The following is a 16,664-nucleotide window of genomic DNA, read 5'->3' on the forward strand; positions in this document are numbered from 1 at the left end:
GCGACCCGGCGTGCCCCTCGCGGTGTGGGAGGCTGCGCCCCACAAAGCGGAGCCGGGGATGCCCGGCCTGGTGATTCGGAGATGCTGCCCGTGGTCGAGATCGTGCCCGGTGTGTCGCGGACGTTCAACGAGTTCTTGTTGCTGCCCAACCGGACCACGGCGGAGTGCACACCCGCGAAGGTCGACCTCGGCACGCCACTCGTGCGGCACGCCGTCGGTGAGCCGTCGTCGATCCGGCTGTCGGCGCCGTTCACCTCGGCGATCATGCAGGCGGTCAGCTCGCCCCGGTTGGCGGTGGCCCTGGCCCGGTCGGGCGGGCTGAGCTTCCTGCACCACAACCAGTCCGTGGAGCACCAGGCGGACGCGGTGCGGTTCGTGAAGAACTTCAAGGCGGGGTTCGTGGTCAGCGACACGACGGTCCGCCCGACCGACCCGCTGCGCCACCTCGTCGGCTTGATGAGGACCACCGGCCACAACACCGCCGCCGTGACCGAGGACGGCACGCCGCACGGCCGGTTCGTCGGCCTGGTCACCTCCCGCGACTTCCACTCCGACCGGCACGACCTCGACCTGCCGGTGGCCGACCGGATGCGCACCGCGGACACCCTGACCTGCGGCAAGGAGGGCATCACCCTCTCCGAGGCCAACACGCTCCTGTGGGAGGACCGCCTCGACTGCCTGCCCGTCGTGGACGGCGCGGGGCACCTGCAGCACCTCGTGTTCCGGTCGGACTACGCCGACCACAAGCAGTTCCCCGGCGCGGTGGTCGACGCGGCCAAGAGGTTCCGGGTCGGCGCGGGCGTGAACACGCACGACTACCGCGACCGGGTGCCCGCGCTGGTCGCGGCCGGCGCGGACGTGCTCTGCCTGGACTCGTCGGACGGCTACAGCGACTGGCAGGCCGAGGCGCTGCGGTGGGTCAAGCGCGAGTTCCCGGAGGTGCCGATCGGCGCGGGCAACGTCGTGGACGGCGAGGCGTTCCGGTTCCTGGCCGACGCGGGCGCGGACTTCGTGAAGGTGGGCATCGGCGGCGGCTCGATCTGCATCACGCGCGACCAGAAGGGCATCGGTCGGGGCCAGGCCAGTGCGGTCATGGACGTGGCCGAGGCCCGGGACGCCCACGCGCGCGCCACCGGCGAGTACGTGCCGATCTGCTCCGACGGCGGCCTGCTGCACGACTACCACATGGCACTGGCCCTGGCGATGGGCGCGGACTTCGTGATGATGGGCCGCTACTTCGCGCGGTTCGACCAGTCGCCGGGCAAGAAGGTGCGCATCGGCGGCTCGGTCTTCAAGGAGTACTGGGGCGAGGGCTCCAGCCGGGCCCGCAACTGGCAGCGCTACGACCAGGGCGAGGACAAGCTGCACTTCGAGGAGGGTGTCGACGGCTACGTGCCGTACGTCGGCGACCTCGGCGACGCGCTGGCGATGACCGTGGCCAAGATCAAGGCCACGATGGCGTCCTGCGGCGCGGCGACCATCCCGGTGTTCCAGTCCACCGCGCGCGTGACCCTCGTGTCGGAGCAGAGCTACCAGGAGAACGCCGCCGCGGTCGCCGTGCGCGACAACGCCGACACCACCCTGGACTGAGGCGCCCGGTGGCGGCGTCGTCGACGCCGCCACCGGACCCGTCACAGGTGCGGCAGCTCGACCCGCACGGTGCGGCCGTTCAACGACTGCACGGGGCGGGCGTTGCCCCCGTGGAACAAGCCCTGGAAGCGGGAGACGGTGGCCTGGGTGACCGTCTTCTCCCCCATCAGGAACCACTGCACGCCCTCGGTGAAGGGCGCCGTGGTGAGCGAACCGGTGTAGCGGGCCGTGGCGCGGTTCACCGGCAGCAGGGTGTTCAGGTCGATGTCGGACAGGTGCACCTCCTCGCCGCACTCGGGCGCGAGGCGCGACAGCACCTTGTCCACGGTGGACGCCGCGCCGACGCGCAGCGGCACGCCGACCACCAGCAGCGCGCCCGCCGCGCTGCGGTGCACCAGGTGCATCTCCAGCGGGTCGGCGTGGCCGCCGAACCGGTGCTCCGACGGGGTGTGGAAGTGGAACTGCACGAGGTCGTACCGGACGCCGGAGAGCGTGACGTGGCCGGCGCCGGGCTCGACCTCGAACTCCTCGGTCTCCTCGTGGTCGCGCACGGCGCAGCCGTCGGTCGCGGCGGCGTCCTTGCGGACGTAGTGGAGGTCGCCGGCGGCGTGGTGCCCGTAGGAGATCTGAAGTGGGGGCAGGTGCGGGTCGACGCGGATCGACGCCGGCGTGATGTCGATCGGGCTCTGCGACGGCGCCTGCGACCGGGCCGGTGCGACACCGGCGGTCATCAGCGCGCTGAGGACGACAGGGACGGCGAGGGCGACAATGCCTTTTCTAGCCACGTGGTGCAGCCCTTCGGACCTGGAAACCGGGCGGAGTCGTCCTACCCGGCGGGACCACACCATCTTTCACCCGTTCGAGTGACCCTCAATAGGTCAACAAATCACCCGAACGGACCGGAAAAGACATAACAACCTGTGCTATTCATCACAGATTGCTATATACGGACAATTCCACTCCGCACCGAACGGGTCGTCCGCGCCATTGCCGGTTCCCGTCCGGAGTCGCCGCTCACCGCCGGGCCGCCCGGCCTTCACCATCCTCGGACACCCGACTCAACGCCGAGAGTTTCGAAACTTCCGGCACCTCGCGAGATCAGCCCTGGTTGTGGAGCTACCTGCGGACTTGCGTCTCTATAGGTGAGGTTCACTGCTTGACTCCGGCAATCCCCCGGCCCTAGTTTCCGAAATAGCGCACCTGACGTATCGCAACTTTCGGTCGGCGATGCCTCGTCCCGGTCGCTCCCGGTCCGATCCCTTGGAGGAAGTGATGTCCGAAACTGCTGCCACCGACGCCGGCAGGCCGGTGACTCGTGGCGTGCGGCGCCGCGTCGCCGCGCTGGCCGGTGCGGTCGGGCTGCTCGGCGCGTTGGCCGTCGTGCTGCCGAACGCGGCCGCCGCCGCCGACTGCTCCGGCGGCTACGTCGCCCTGACCTACGACGACGGCCCCAAGGCGGGCACCACCACCGCGCTGCTCAACGCGCTGCGGTCGGCCGGGCTGCGGGCCACGTTCTTCAACCAGGGCAACAACGTCCAGTCCAACCAGGCCCTCGCCCGCAGCCAGCGCGACGCCGGCATGTGGATCGGGAACCACAGCTGGTCGCACCCCCACATGACCCAGCTCAGCCAGTCGCAGATGACCTCCGAGATCTCCCAGACCCAGCAGGTCATCCAATCGGCCACCGGCGCCGCGCCCAAGCTGTTCCGCCCGCCCTACGGCGAGACCAACAGCACCCTCAAGGCCGTGCAGGCGCAATTCGGGCTCACCGAGGTGCTGTGGAGCGTCGACTCGCAGGACTGGAACAACGCGAGCACCGCCCAGATCGTCCAAGCCGCCTCCACGCTGCAGAACGGCGGCGTCATCCTCATGCACGACGGTTACCAGACCACCATCAACGCGATTCCCCAGATCGCCGCGAACCTCGCCGGCCGCAACCTGTGCGCGGGCATGATCTCGACGTCCACCGGTCGGGCCGTCGCGCCGTCGGACACCCCGCCGACCAGCACCACCACCACGACGACCACCAGCACGACCACGACCACCAGCACGTCGACCACGACGACGACCGCACCCCCGACCGGGGCGTGCACCGCCTCCTACCGCACGGTCAACTCGTGGCAGGGCGGTTTCCAGGCCGACGTCACGGTGACCGCCGCCTCGGCGATCTCCGGCTGGACCGTGCGGTGGACGCTGCCGTCCGGCCAGAGCATCACCCAGGTCTGGAGCGGCGTGTCCGTCGGCTCCGGCAGCCAGGCCGCGATCCGCAACGCCTCGTGGAACGGCTCGCTGGGCGCCAACGCCTCCACCACCTTCGGGTTCGTCGCCAACGGCACACCGGGGGCCACGACCCTGAGCTGCACCAGCCCCTGACCGCGCGGTGACGCGAGCCGGTGCGCCTCTCACCGCTGTCGAGGGCGCACCGGCCGTCACCCCGCCTCGCGCCGGCCCGCCGACTGCCGAGGGCTGATCTGCCCACAGCAGCGCGACCCACCGACCGCACCGGCGCGTCGGCATGGTCGGGGCATGAGCGACAACGACAGGCAGCCCCTGTTCGACCACCGACTGCGGGACCGGTTCTTCAGCCGACGGGTCCTGGTGCTCGACGGCCCCCTCGACGACGACAACGGGACCGTGCTGGCCACGCAGCTGCTGTCCCTCGCCGCCGAGGACCCGGAGAAGGACGTCGCGCTGTGGATCCACTCGCCGGGCGGTTCGGTCCCGGCCATGCTCGCGATCCGCGACGTGATGCGGCTCGTGCCGTGCGACGTGGCCACGCTCGCGCTGGGACTGGCGTGCAGCGCGGGACAGTTCCTGCTGTCGGCGGGCACACCGGGCAAGCGCTACGCCCTGCCCCACGCCCGCATCCTGATGCACCAGGGCTCGGCGGGGATCGGCGGGTCCGCCGTCGAGGTGCAGGTCCAGGCGGACGACCTGCGGCACACCCGGGACACGGTGCTCGGGCTCATCGCGGAGGACACCGGCCAGCCGGTCGACCGGATCTTCACCGACTCCCTGCACGACCGCTGGTTCACCACCGGGCAGGCGCTCGACTACGGCTTCATCGACCACGTCGTCGAGCGCCTCGACCAGGTCGTGCCCGTGCGCACGCACGAGCTGGGGCTGGGTTCGCGGACGGGGGTCCGCGCGTGAGCACCTACACCATCCCCAACGTCATCACCCGCGGCGTGGGCGGCGAACGCGTCATGGACGTGTACTCGCACCTGCTGTCCGAGCGGATCGTCTACCTCGGCACCGCGATCGACTCCGGTGTGGCCAACGCGCTGATCGCCCAGTTGCTGTACCTGGAGGCGGACAGCCCGGACCGCGAGATCAACCTGTACATCAACAACGAGGGCGGCGACCCGTCCGCGATGCTCGCGCTGTACGACACCATGCGCTACATCAAGGCCCCGGTGGCGACGACGTGCGTCGGCCAGGCGGTGGCGACCGGCGCGGTGCTGCTGGCGGCGGGCGAGGCCGGGCACCGGTTCGTGCTGCCCCACACCAGGGTGGTGCTGCACCAACCCGCGGCGCAGGGCCGCGGGACCATCCCGGACCTCATCCTCCAAGCCGACGAGGTGGTGCGCGTGCGGGCCCAGCTGGAGTCGATCCTCTCCCTGCACACCGGGCGCGAGGTCGCGGAACTGCGGCACGACACCGACCGCGACCGGGTGTTCGACGCGGTGGGCGCCATCCGCTACGGGCTCGCGGACCGCGTCCTCGAGCACCGGGTCTGAGACCGCGCCTCAGGCGGCCATGAGCACGGGTCCCGCCGGGCGCCGCCCGACCGCGGGGCGGCCCACCCCGGGGCCCGTGCCGCGCCGGCGACGGACGTCGCCCGCGATGTCGGCGAGCAGGTCGACCAGCTCGACGCCGAGCGCGCCGGCGACAGCGGCGATCATCTCGCTGGACGGCTCCTTGCGGCCGCGTTCGATCTCCGACAGGTACTGCGGGGAGATGCCGGCCCGCTCCGCGACGTCGACGAGGCGGCTGCCCCGTTCCTCCCTGGCCGCGCGCAGGCTCCGGCCGAGCAGGTCGCGCCACAGCGGTTCCGGTTCGCGGTCCGGCGTGCGCTTCTGGTGGAAGGGGAGGATGTCCGCCATGCGGTCATCGTGACGCAGGTCCGGCCCCGCCGGCAGCGGTTCCGCTGCCGGCGGACACGGCGGTGATCGTTAGCACAACGTTGGCGCGGCGTTGGCGGCGATCACTTGACTGCCCGGGCCGGGCGTCCAGCCCGGAGCACCCGTCCCGGCTCGAACCCAGCGCTGTCGAGGAAGGTCCGGCTCATGGCAACAGGAACCGCCGCGTTGGCCCCCATGCGCACCGTGCGGAGGAAGATCGCGGCCAGGGCCGACGTCGACCAGCGGATCGAGGCGATCGGCGCGGAGGCGGCGGCCGAGCCGGACTCCGTGGTGGGCAGGCCCACCGGTGGCCAGTTCCCGGAGGACCCGTTCGCGAGCCTGCGAGGCGTCGCCGGGTGGGCGGTCGACTACGTGACCTTCCTTCGCGAGCCGATCGACCAGCTCCAAGGCGACCCGCAGAGCGTGCAGGCGACCGTGGACGCGATCCGTTCCGGTGCGGAGCGGATGCGCGAGCTGGCGTCGACGCAGCGCGACACGCTGGCCAAGCCCCAGGGGTGGACGGGCAAGGCGCAGGAGGCCTACCAGACCAGCATGGACGCCCTGGGCGGGGAGCTGGACTCGCTGGCCGGCGCGATGGCGGCGAAGGGCGTGGTGGTCGAGAACAGCGGCGCGATGGTGCGGGCGCTGCGGGAGGCGCTGCTGCACACCGTCGGCCAGTACTCGCACTCGCTGGTGCCGGGTGCGATCAGCGCTTACGTCTTCGCGCCGATCACGTTCGGCGCGTCCATCGCCATGTTCCTGGCCTCGGTGGTGGACAGCGCGACCCAGCTCGGCACGAGCATCGCGGCGAAGATGGACGACCTGAACGCGACCCTGACCCGCCAGGTCGACCGGGTCAAGCAGCTCGACGAGATCGCCGACGAGGTCGGCCGGGGGTGGGAGCGGTTCGAGGCCGCCTCGAGCGGCGGTACGGAGGCGACCCCGGCGCACACCGCGTCCCGGCGACTGCTGCGCGAAGGCGAGACCGCTCAGGAGCAGCTGCGTCCCATGCAGGCGACCCGGGCGATGGCGGTCGAGGAGACGGAGGCCCTGCGCCCCGTGCACGCGGTGGCGGGCGAGCGGCTCACCGGTCGGCTCCTGCCCGAGGAACCCACCCACTTCGCGCGGGCGGAGGAGCCGGTCCAGGCGCGCCATGCCGTCCAGGCCGAGCCGATGATGCGGACGGCCCACGTGCAGGCGGAGCCGATGATGCGGACGGCCCACGTCCAAGCCGAGCCGATGATGCGAGCGGCCCACGTCCAAGCCGAGCCGATGATGCGAGCGGCCCACGTCCAAGCCGAGCCGATGATGCGAGCGGCCCACGTCCAAGCCGAGCCGATGATGCGAGCGGCCCACGTCCAAGCCGAGCCGATGATGCGAGCGGCCCACGTCCAAGCCGAGCCGATGATGCGAGCGGCCCACGTCCAAGCCGAGCCGATGATGCGAGCGGCCCACGTCCAAGCCGAGCCGATGATGCGAGCGGCCCACGTCCAAGCCGAGCCGATGATGCGAGCGGCCCACGTCCAAGCCGAGCCGATGATGCGAGCGGCCCACGTCCAAGCCGAGCCGATGATGCGAGCGGCCCACGTCCAAGCCGAGCCGATGATGCGAGCGGCCCACGTCCAAGCCGAGCCGATGATGCGAGCGGCCCACGTCCAAGCCGAGCCGATGGTGCAGGCGACCCGCCTGGAGGCCCCCGTCCAGTACGAGCGGGCCGTTCGCGCCACCGAGCCGGTCACCCACTTCCGAGCCGCCGAGCAGGCGGAGGCGCGTGCGGTGACCGCCACCCACCACGCGACGGTCCGCAGGGTCGAGGAGACCGAGTAGGCGCGGGCGGTCCCCCGGGCCGCCCCGGCCGAGAACCTCCCCGTCCTTCCACTTCCCTGCGTTCCGCGGAGGCAACGCCATGGTCACCGACCTGACACCCACCACGATCAGCACGCCACCGCCTCCCGGCGGCGACTCCGGTTTCACCATGGACCCGGCCGCGATGGACACGCTCCAGCAGCAGGCCGGCGAGCTGCGCACGGGCTACGAAGAGGTCTCCTCGAAGCTGTCCGGCCAGGCCCTGGCGGGCAACGCCTTCGGCACCGCGGGCACCTTCGCCGTCGAGGCGTTCAACGCCTCCAACACCAGGTCGGTCGAGCTGACCGGTAGAGCCGCCTCGACGTTGGGGCTCGTCGGCGACGGCCTGAAGGCCACCGCGCAGACCCATCAGGAAGCCGACCGGGCCAGCGGCGAGCAGTTCGCCGTGGTCGAACCCGCCACGATCGCCGACGGGCCGCAGGGCGCACCGGCAGGCGGCCCCGGCGGCACCCCGACGCCCCAGGGCCCGCCGGTCACCCCGACCCAGGAGATCCCGGGCGGTGCCGGAGGCGGCGCGGGCAGCGCCGCCCCACCCTCGGGCGCGCAAGTCCCGCCGCCGACCGACCTCCCCGGCCCGGACGGCACCACACAAGCCTCGAACTACACGGCCCCGGAAACCCCGACGGGCCAGTCCGGCACGCCCACGGGCCAGGGCGGCGGCGCACCGACCGGTCAGCCGGCCGGCATCCCCACCGGTCAGGTGCCCCCTACGGCCACGATGCCGAACGCACCGACCGCGGAATCCCCGACGAAGCCCTCCACCCCACCGCAGGCCGCAGCACCCCACGCCGCACCGATCCCCGACTTCCCCGAGATCCCGGACCCGCCTCCCGTCCCCAACGGCTCCAGCAGCGGCACCACCCCGTCCGCCAACACCACACCGCCACCGACCCCTCCCATCCCGGAGGTGCCGAAAGACCTGTTCAAGCAGCCGGGAATCCCCGACCCGGGCACGGGCGGCGGCCCGGCCGGCAGCGATACGGCCGGCGGCGGATCGACCGGCGGCGGATCAGCCACACCGACCACCCCCGGCGCGACCACCCCGGCAGGCGGCACGACCCCACCGCCGATGCCACCCATCCCCGAAGCGCCGAAAGACCTGTTCAAACAACCGGGAATCCCCGACTTGGGCACGGGCGGCCCGGCCGGCCGCGATGCAGCCGGTGGCGGATCGACCGGCGGCGGATCACCCACGTCGACCACTCCCGGCGCGACGAGCCCGGCAGGCGGCACGACCCCGCCACCGACCCCTCCCATCCCGGAGGTGCCGAAAGACCTGTTCAAGCAGCCAGGCATCCCCGACCCGGGCACGGGCGGCGGCTCGGCCGGCGGCGGTACGCCTGGTGGTGGATCGACCGGCGGCGGATCACCCACGTCGACCACTCCCGGCGCGACGAGCCCGGCAGGCGGCACGACCCCACCGCCGATGCCACCCATCCCCGAGGTGCCCAAGGACCTGTTCAAGCAGCCAGGGATCCCCGACCTCGGCACCGGCAGCGGTGGTGATCACCAGCCCGGTGAGCAGACGCCCGGCGACCAGGGTGGTCGTGGTGACCGCGACGCCTCGGACGACGAGCGCCCCGGCCGTGATCGAGAAGGCGGCGAGCACCGTGAGCGCGGCGGACACGGCGAGCGTGACGACCGCGAGCCCGGCGAGCACGGCCGGCACGGCGAGCGCGACCAGCACGGCGAGCGTGACGACCGCGAGCGCGGCGAGCACGGTGGCGGCGGCGGGGAGGATGGTGGGCCCGGTGAGCGTGACCAGCACGGGTTCCCCATCACGTCGGTGGACGGGAAGCCCTGCCTCGACCTGCGCGACCTCCCGGCGGAGGAAGGTGAGCGCTGGCAGGAGAACATCCGCGACATCCTCGCCACCAAGGGCGAAGGGTCCTTCTTCTGGGCCGGCGACACCATCGACGCTCAGGGCCGGCGGCACTCCCTGATGGACCTGGCCGAGTTCATGACGAACCTGGACAGCCGCCCCGAGCCGGGTTCCGCTCCCGACGCCGCCGGGCGACCCGGGCCCGAGCGGGGGCTGTCGGACGACGTCGCGGCGAGCCCGGCGCGCAGCGCGAGCGGCGACGTCTACGTCCTCGTCGGTCCCAACCGCGCCGAGGGCGACCCGGTGCAGCTGGCGGACTTCCCGACGCTCCAGACCAACCCCCGGGTCGAACGGGTCTTCGCGATCGACGCCGTCACCGGCCGGGAGACGCAGATCCACCCGAAGGTCGGCTGATCCGACGGGCGCGGGCCGTCCCCGCGCCCGTCACCGGCGGCACGCGCCGCCCGTCACCGGGAGGACGTGGTCGGCCAGGGCGCGCCGGTGCCCGCCATGCTGTCGTAGAACGGGTGGCCGTCGGTGATCTCGCCCTGCTCGACCGTGCCGCCGGTGAACGCCGAGGCGTAGACGGCGGCGACGAACTCCATGGTCATCCTGGTGTCGGCGGTCGACACGGGTGGCGTCCCGCCGGTGTCGAGGGCGTCGAGCACGGCGGCCAGTTGGGCGGTGTGGCCGCTGGGCGTGTCGGTCGGGCCGCTGTCCCACGCCGAGGCGACGTCGGGCGCCGTGGGCGCGGCGGTGAACGTCCAGTGCGCGTCCGTGTAGCCGTAGAGGTGTTCCAGGTCGACGGTGGCCCGTTCGAAGTCGAAGCGCAACTGGCTGGTCTGGCGCGGTGAGACCAGCGAGTTGACCACGGTCGCCACCGCGCCGGACTCGAACCGCACGAGAGCGGCGGACACGTCCTCGGTGTCGGTCGGCCGGGCCTGGCGGGCGGCGATCGCGGTGACGCTGCGCCACGGGCCCAGGATCGACAGCAGCAGGTCGAACTGGTGGATGCCGTGCCCCATCGTCGGCCCGCCACCCTCCAACTCCCACTTCCCCCGCCACGGGACGGCGAAGTAGTCGTCGTCGCGGAACCACAACGTGCTCGCCGACGCCACCAGCGGCCGGCCCAGCGCGCCCTCGGCCACCAGCCGCCGCAGCCGCACCGCGCCGGACCCGAACCGGTGCTGGAACACGGTGGCCATCGGCACGCCGGTCGCCTCCTCGGCGGCGCGCAACCGGTCGACACCGGCCAACGACAGCACCGGCGGCTTCTCGACCACGGGCACCGCGCCCGCCGCCAGGCACTCCAGCGCGAGCGGCAGGTGCGTCCCCGGTGGCGTGCACACGTGGACCAGGTCGGGTCGCCCGTCCTGGAGCAGCGCGGCCGGCGTCGGGTAGGCGGGCACGTCCCAGGACGCGGCGAACGCGGCGGCCCGGTCGACGTCGACGTCGACCGCGCCGACGAGCCGGGCCCGGCCGGCGAGCTGCGCGATGGCCTCGGCGTGGGCGCCGGCGATCGCGCCCGTGCCGACGATCGCGCAGGTGTAGCTGCGACTGGTCACGAGAGGTGCTCCTCGTCCGCTGCGACGGTCAGGGGGAAGCCCACGTCGACCGGGCGCAGCCGGCCGCACATGCCGAACACCCGCCGCGGCTCCGGTGCCCGCGTCACGGCCGCCCGCGCCAAGTGCGCGGCCACGCCCCGCGACAGGTCCTGGGTGATCGCGAGAGTGGTCCCGGCCTGGCCGAGCGGCCCGGCGCGCACGATGTCCGCCCAGGTCTCGGCCCGGTTCCGGACCAACGCCGCCGCCGACGCGTGGAACTGGCGCAGCGGAGCCGGGTCACCGCCGCGGAGGGCGTCCCGGAGCCGGACGAAGCCCTCCACCGCCAGGTCGCGGCGTCGGCGGGCGTCGACGGCCCGTTCGGCTTCCGTCGCCCGGACCGGCAACGTCGCCGCGTCCCGGTAGCGGTCCGGGTCGGCGACGACCTCGGGCGGGAACGTCATCACCGCGTCACCCGCCTCGGGCAGCCCCGCGTTGCCCATCACCACGACCACCCGCAGACCGCCGTGGTTGACGGCGCGGTGGATCGTGCCGGGGGTGAACCACACCACCGAACCGGCGGCGAGCGGGATCTCGCGGCAGCCGTCGAGGGTCATCGCGTGCAGCTCGCCCTCACCGCCGACGACCACGTAGCACTCGGTCGACGCCAGGTGCAGGTGCGGGCTGCCACCCACCACGCCGTCGGGCGCCGCGTCGTCGTAGACGTCGAGGAACGACAACGACGTCCCGCCGGGAAACGTGCTCACACCGACTCACCCAACACACGGCGCACCGAATCCGCCAGGGCGGCGGCGTCTTCCTCGCCGCCGTCGGCCACCCCGACGCCGTAGCGGAACCGCACGGTCTCCCCGTCCGCGACGACGAGCTCCTCGCTGAAGAACGGGGCCGGGTTCAGGCACGCGAAGTTCTCGGACCGGGTGAACCACCGCGGCGGGTGGTGCGGGTTGGCCGCGTGGTCGACCATCAGGACCAGGGATCGCGCGTCGTCGCCGTCGTGGCGGCCCGCGAAGGCCATCCACTCGGACCGCCGGCCGCGCAGCTCGTCACCGCCGACGTCGTCGGGCGTCACGACCGCGCCGCCGGTGAAGGAGCGCGGCCCGCGCCAGAACAGGCCCCCGTACCCCGCGTTCTCCCGGCCGCGCGTGGTCGGCGAGCCGAACGCGACGTCCCGCCCCGAGGTGTTCGTCATCGTCGTGTCGAACGTCAACGCCCACGCCTCGTCGGACAGCAGGGACGCGGCGATCGTCCGCCGCTCGGTGATCACCGTCGCCCCGGCCTGGGTGATCCAGTCCAACTCGTGGGTGAACCCGGCCGTCTCCCCGTCCACGCCGACGTCGACCACGCGCCGGTGCAGCTGGGCGCCGTTGTTGGCCAGCTGCACGTAGGACCGCCCGTGCACGTAGGTCGGACCGCCCCAGAAGTTCTCGTCGCCGACGTTCGGCAACGACCAGGCGATCCCCTTGTGCCACACGTGGTCGTGCGGCCGGAACAGGCTCACCACCCGCCCCGCCCGCGTGCGGACCGGGTGCAGGTACGGCTTGGGCGACTCCAGCTCCGGCGTGTCGGGCACGTAGACGTAGCGCGCGAGGTCGACGTCACCGGCGCGCAGGGTCAGCGCGGACCCGATGTCGTGCCGCACGGCCAAGGCGCTCACCGCGACCGCTCCGGCAGGTCGAGCCCGACTTGCTCCCGGATCGCGACGACGGCCTCTTCCACCCGGACCCCTTCGGTCGGAAAGCGCTTTCCGGCGAGTATTCCGGCCCGCCGCACCCCTCGTCAAGGGTCGTTCACCCGCTCGCCGGCACTGCGGAAAGCGCTTTCCACACCCCGCGGTCGCCCTCGCTGCCCGCCACCGCGTCCCCCGGCAAGCGGGTCACGGCCGCCACCGGGCGTACCAGTCGGCCGCCGCGCGCAGCGGCGCCGGCAGCGGCGCGAGGTCGGGGTACCAGGCGCGTTCCCACTCCAGCGACACCCATCCCGACCAGTCCGCCAACAGCCGGCCGCACCGCGCCAACGGCACGTCGCCCGCACCCGGCACGACCGGCGTGGGGTCGCCGGCGGCCACGTCCTTGACCTGGAAGTACCCCAGGTACTCCCCCAGCGACGCGCGCGTGCGCTCCGGCGGCTCGCCCGCGCGCCACGGGTGCACCGCGTCCCACAGCACCGCCACCCGACCGGGGTCGCCGAACGGCGCGACCAGCCGCCTCGCCGCCGCGCCGGTCGGGTGGGAGTCGTGCGTCTCGACCAGCAGCCGGACGCCGGCGGAACGCAGGTCGGGCAGCACGGCGGCGATGCGTTGCGACGCCCGCCCGTCCTCACCCGGGCGCTCGCCGCCGGGGAACACCCGCACCGACGGCGCACCGAGCGACGCCGCCAACTCCACCAGGGCGCGCAGCTCGTCCACCACCGGCCCGTCCGGTCCCGGACGGCACACCTTCGGGTAGCCCGCGAGGCAGGCGACCGCCACGCCGGCGTCGGCGATCCGGTCACGTGCCCGCGCCGCCCGCACGGGCGACATCCCGAGGTGGACCTCCTCGTCGGGGTGCACGCGGACCTCCAGGCCGTGACAGCCGTGCTCGGCCGCCACCCGCGCGCTGTCCGCGAGCGGCACGCCGGGCGCGCCGAGCGTGCTCACCGCGAACCGCCACCCGGTCACCCGTGCACCACCTCCAGCGGCGCGAAGGACACCCTGGTCACCGTCCCGTCCGACCAGCGCGCCTCGACGGCGTCCGGCCCGGCGGCCACGACCGCCACCACGTCGGCGAGGTCCCCCGGGTCGACCGCGAGCACGGCCAGCGCGACGTGCGCGGAGGTGCCGTCCGAGGTCCCGAGCAGCCTCGGCACCCGCGCCGAGGCGGTGAACGCGGTGCCGCCCGGCGCGACGACGTCGTCGGCGGACTCCCAGCCGTGCAGGGGGCGCAGCACCGAGGACAGGTCGGGCCCGGCGGCCCAGCCGGTCAGCTCGACACCGGCCCCGGGCGGCGCGCCGACCACGCGGTGCACGCGCAGTTCGTGCGGTCCTCGGGCGACCACGACGCTCTCCACGCGCAACGCGGGCAGCAACGGCGAGCCGCCGGGGAACACCGGCCGGTGCCACGAGGCGGCCCAGCCCCAGCCGTCGCCGTGGCCCGCGCCGAGCGGGTGGATGCGGCGGCGGGCGCCGCGCAGCCCGCGGTGCACGACGGCGAGGTGGTTGTCGGCCGGGTGGCCGGCGGGGGTCGGACCGGTGCGGGTCGAGTACGCGAACCGGCCGTAGTGCGGGTCGTCGCCCTCGGCGGTCTCCGCGTGGGTCGGGCGCACGTGGTCGCTGCCGTGGTTGTGCAGGCGGACGATCCCGTCGGCGGACGTGGTCTGCACGAGGAAGCCCGGCGCGGACAGGCCGAGCACGTGGTCGCGCTCCTCGACGGGCGCGTCCCGCTCCACCTCGGTCCACAGCGGGTCGTCGGGCCCGGCGAGCAGGCACACGAACGCCTTGGCCGCCCAGTACGGCGAGGCGGGCCCGGAGTAGCGCTGCACGGTCGGGGCGTGCGGGCCGTGCCAGCCGAGGCCGAGCAGGCCGCGGTCGTCCACCGCGCCCCGGTCGAGGAAGTGGCGCAGGCAGCCGCTGAGCAGCCGGCGGGACACCCCCGGCGCGAGCGGGGTGTGGCCGGTGACCGCGCCGAGGGCGACGGCCGCGCCGGCGGCGAACCGGTAGGTCAGCGACCTGCCGTGGTGCACCGGGGCGCCGTCGCCGCCGAACAGCAGCGAGAACCCGGCGAGGTGCTCGCGCAGCCGGTCGCCGTGCGGGGAGCCCGTCCCCGCCAGGTGCGCGTCGAGCACCGGGTACAGGTGCAGCGCCCAGCCGTTGTAGTGGTCGAAGGCGCGACCGTCGCCGTCGGAGTACCAGCCCTGGCCCCGGTACCACGCCTCCAGCAGGTCCAGGGCGCGCCGCCGGACGTGGGCGGTGTCGGCGTCGCCCCGGCCGACCGCTTCGAGGAACCCGGCCACGGTGAACGGGAACAGGTACCAGTTGTTGGGCGCGGGCAGGGCGTGCAGCGCGTCCCGCAGCCAGGCTTCGACCCGGTCCCGGACGGCGTCGTCCAGCCGGTCCCACAGCCACGGCCGGCTCACCCGCAGGGCGAGCGCGACCGACGCCGCCTCGACCATCGGCTGGCCACGCACGTGGTGGTCGCGGATCACCGGCCACGACTCGGCGTCGTCCGCGCCGGGCGTGCGGGTGCCCGCGTCGAGGCCGTCGGCGTACCGGGCCAGCCGGCCGTGCGGGTCGTCGCCGCCCGCGCCGGCGACCCGGAAGCCCGCGGCGAGGAGGGTCCGGGCGAACCCCTCCAGGCCGTCGCTGCGCACGCCGCTGCCCGACGCCGGACCGGGTAGGTCCAGCCGGGCGCCGCCGGGGCTCGCCCACCGCCACGCCGCGTCGAGCAACGCGTCGGCGGCGGCCTCCCAGTGGGCGCGGGTGTACCCGGTGCGCGGGCTGAGCCGCCGGTCTTCCGCCAGGTCGGCCAAGGGGTTCACGCGGTGCATCCTCTCGTCGGACGAGCCGGTCACGCGATGTACGGCAGCCGCTCGGCCGCCACCCGCCCGACCAGCGGCACGCCCTTGACGAACCGGCCCACCTCGGCGACCGCGAACTCGCCGATGCGCCGCAGCTCGCGGCCCTGCGCGCCGGCCAGGTGCGGGGTGATCAGCACGTTGGGCAGGGCGAACAGCGGGTGCCCGGCGGGCAGCGGCTCCGGCTCGGTCACGTCCAGGATCGCCGAGATCCGGCCGGTGGCGCACACCCTGGTCAGCGCGTCGGTGTCGATCAGCGAGCCGCGCGCGGTGTTGATCACGAGCGCGCCCTCGGGCAGCAGGTCCAGCCTGCGGCCGTCGAGCAGGTGCCGGGTCTCGGGCAGGGCCGGCGCGTGCACCGTGACCACGTCGCTGCGGCGGCAGAGGTCGTCCATCCCCACGGCCTCCGCGCCGAGGCGCGTGGCCTCCGCGCGGGTCACGTGCGGGTCGTGGAGCAGCACCTCCACGTCGAACGCCCGGAGCCGCCGCAGCACGAGGCGCCCGATCCGGGACGCGCCGACGACCCCGACCGCGCAGTCGTGCAGCCCGGTGCCGTCGCCGGGCAGCCAGTCCCGCGGCGCGCCCTCGGCGGCCGTCGCGTACCGCCGGGCGCGACCGAACGCCCGCTTGGCGCCCAGCACCAGCATGGCCATCGTGTAGTCGGCCACCGGGACGGCGTTGGCCTCGGCGGCCGAGGAGACGACCACCCCGCGTTCGAACACGACGGGGTCGACGGACGACTTCACCGTGCCGGCGGCGTGCACGACCGCGCGCAGCCCCGGCGCGGCGGCCAGCACCCCGGCGTCGACGCGCGGGCAGCCCCACCCGGTGACCAGGACGTCCGCCTCCGCCAGGGCCGCGGCGGCGGCCGGCCCGTCGAACGAGGTGAACGTCGTCGTCGGGTCGATGTCGACCAGCCGCCGCAACCGGGTGACGAGGTCGGGCGGGAAGACGTCGGCGAACGCCCAGGGGGCGAGGGCGAAGACCGCGACAGGGCGCCGTGGCACGGAGTGGGCTCCTATCAGTGGGTCGGGCAGCGGCCGATCCATGTAAACGTTTGCATCCACAGGTCACTCTACGCATCACCCCTTCCGCTCACAATGCCCGCAACCTGACCGGAGCAGAGTGGTGGCACAGGCGAATACACCCAGT

14 protein-coding genes are annotated in these 16,664 nt (G+C 73.7%); 6 read left to right on the forward strand and 8 right to left on the reverse strand.

The genetic code is table 11. The features are described 5' to 3' along the window. The first annotated feature begins 81 nt into the window (after nt 1–81). Complete coding sequence (locus tag EDD40_RS06740) at nt 82–1,590, forward strand: IMP dehydrogenase (protein ID WP_170184975.1); 1,509 nt, start codon at nt 82–84, stop codon at nt 1,588–1,590. A 41-nt stretch (nt 1,591–1,631) separates the two neighbouring features. On the opposite strand, the gene EDD40_RS06745 is transcribed toward EDD40_RS06740, so the two are convergent. Continuing rightward, nucleotides 1,632–2,375, reverse strand: a complete 744-nt coding sequence (locus EDD40_RS06745; protein ID WP_170184976.1) for a carbonic anhydrase family protein — start codon at nt 2,373–2,375, stop codon at nt 1,632–1,634. Nucleotides 2,376–2,862: 487 nt separating this feature from the next. Between EDD40_RS06745 and EDD40_RS43280 the strand changes: the two genes are divergently transcribed. The 3 genes from EDD40_RS43280 to EDD40_RS06760 all read left to right on the forward strand — a co-directional run bounded on the left by EDD40_RS43280 (nt 2,863) and on the right by EDD40_RS06760 (nt 5,330). After that, nucleotides 2,863–3,963, forward strand: a complete 1,101-nt coding sequence (locus tag EDD40_RS43280; protein ID WP_170184977.1) for a polysaccharide deacetylase family protein — start codon at nt 2,863–2,865, stop codon at nt 3,961–3,963. A gap of 153 nt (nt 3,964–4,116) precedes the next feature. Next, nucleotides 4,117–4,743, forward strand: coding sequence for a ClpP family protease (locus EDD40_RS06755; RefSeq protein ID WP_123742119.1), 627 nt, complete (start codon nt 4,117–4,119; stop codon nt 4,741–4,743). Then, nucleotides 4,740–5,330, forward strand: coding sequence for a ClpP family protease (locus EDD40_RS06760; protein ID WP_123742120.1), 591 nt, complete (start codon nt 4,740–4,742; stop codon nt 5,328–5,330). The genes EDD40_RS06755 and EDD40_RS06760 overlap by 4 nt, the downstream gene beginning before the upstream one ends. A 9-nt stretch (nt 5,331–5,339) precedes the next feature. Here the strand turns inward: EDD40_RS06760 and EDD40_RS06765 are convergent, their stop codons facing one another. Continuing rightward, nucleotides 5,340–5,696: a helix-turn-helix domain-containing protein gene (locus tag EDD40_RS06765; protein WP_123742121.1), complete on the reverse strand. Its 357-nt coding sequence runs from the start codon at nt 5,694–5,696 to the stop codon at nt 5,340–5,342. A gap of 183 nt (nt 5,697–5,879) precedes the next feature. Between EDD40_RS06765 and EDD40_RS06770 the strand changes: the two genes are divergently transcribed. Both EDD40_RS06770 and EDD40_RS41490 read left to right on the forward strand, forming a co-directional pair. After that, entirely contained in the window at nt 5,880–7,541 is a 1,662-nt protein-coding gene (locus EDD40_RS06770; RefSeq protein WP_148088707.1) for a hypothetical protein, read from the forward strand. Between the two features lie 79 nt (nt 7,542–7,620). Further along, complete coding sequence (locus EDD40_RS41490) at nt 7,621–9,816, forward strand: hypothetical protein (RefSeq protein ID WP_170184978.1); 2,196 nt, start codon at nt 7,621–7,623, stop codon at nt 9,814–9,816. A gap of 53 nt (nt 9,817–9,869) precedes the next feature. Here EDD40_RS41490 and EDD40_RS06785 read toward each other — a convergent pair whose 3' ends face one another. The 6 genes from EDD40_RS06785 to EDD40_RS06810 form a co-directional block, all read right to left on the reverse strand. Continuing rightward, nucleotides 9,870–10,967: a Gfo/Idh/MocA family protein gene (locus EDD40_RS06785; protein ID WP_123742125.1), complete on the reverse strand. Its 1,098-nt coding sequence runs from the start codon at nt 10,965–10,967 to the stop codon at nt 9,870–9,872. Further along, nucleotides 10,964–11,710 carry a cupin domain-containing protein gene (locus EDD40_RS06790; RefSeq protein ID WP_123742126.1) on the reverse strand — a complete coding sequence of 249 codons (747 nt, stop codon included), beginning with the start codon at nt 11,708–11,710 and terminating at the stop codon, nt 10,964–10,966. The genes EDD40_RS06785 and EDD40_RS06790 overlap by 4 nt, the downstream gene beginning before the upstream one ends. Then, the gene (locus EDD40_RS06795; protein ID WP_123742127.1) at nt 11,707–12,618 is read right to left on the reverse strand and encodes a DUF6807 domain-containing protein; all 912 of its coding nucleotides are present in this window, start codon (nt 12,616–12,618) and stop codon (nt 11,707–11,709) included. Before EDD40_RS06795 ends, EDD40_RS06790 begins: the two co-directional genes overlap by 4 nt. A 219-nt stretch (nt 12,619–12,837) precedes the next feature. Next, nucleotides 12,838–13,620 (reverse strand): sugar phosphate isomerase/epimerase family protein, encoded by a 783-nt coding sequence (locus EDD40_RS06800; protein WP_123742128.1) that lies wholly within the window; start codon nt 13,618–13,620, stop codon nt 12,838–12,840. After that, nucleotides 13,617–15,476, reverse strand: a complete 1,860-nt coding sequence (locus tag EDD40_RS06805; protein WP_246037486.1) for a DUF2264 domain-containing protein — start codon at nt 15,474–15,476, stop codon at nt 13,617–13,619. The genes EDD40_RS06800 and EDD40_RS06805 overlap by 4 nt, the downstream gene beginning before the upstream one ends. Before the next feature lie 29 nt (nt 15,477–15,505). Next, complete coding sequence (locus EDD40_RS06810; RefSeq protein WP_211348105.1) at nt 15,506–16,519, reverse strand: hydroxyacid dehydrogenase; 1,014 nt, start codon at nt 16,517–16,519, stop codon at nt 15,506–15,508. Nucleotides 16,520–16,664 lie beyond the last annotated feature (145 nt).

It is taken from the genome of Saccharothrix texasensis (assembly GCF_003752005.1).
GTDB lineage: Bacteria > Actinomycetota > Actinomycetes > Mycobacteriales > Pseudonocardiaceae > Actinosynnema > Actinosynnema texasense.

Coding starts and splice junctions, on each gene's coding strand:
- EDD40_RS06740 (WP_170184975.1), top strand. CDS start 82: ATGCTGCCCGTGGTCGAGATCGTGCCCGGTGTGTCGCGGACGTTCAAC.
- EDD40_RS43280 (WP_170184977.1), top strand. CDS start 2,863: ATGTCCGAAACTGCTGCCACCGACGCCGGCAGGCCGGTGACTCGTGGC.
- EDD40_RS06755 (WP_123742119.1), top strand. CDS start 4,117: ATGAGCGACAACGACAGGCAGCCCCTGTTCGACCACCGACTGCGGGAC.
- EDD40_RS06765 (WP_123742121.1), bottom strand. CDS start 5,696: ATGGCGGACATCCTCCCCTTCCACCAGAAGCGCACGCCGGACCGCGAA.
- EDD40_RS06770 (WP_148088707.1), top strand. CDS start 5,880: ATGGCAACAGGAACCGCCGCGTTGGCCCCCATGCGCACCGTGCGGAGG.
- EDD40_RS41490 (WP_170184978.1), top strand. CDS start 7,621: ATGGTCACCGACCTGACACCCACCACGATCAGCACGCCACCGCCTCCC.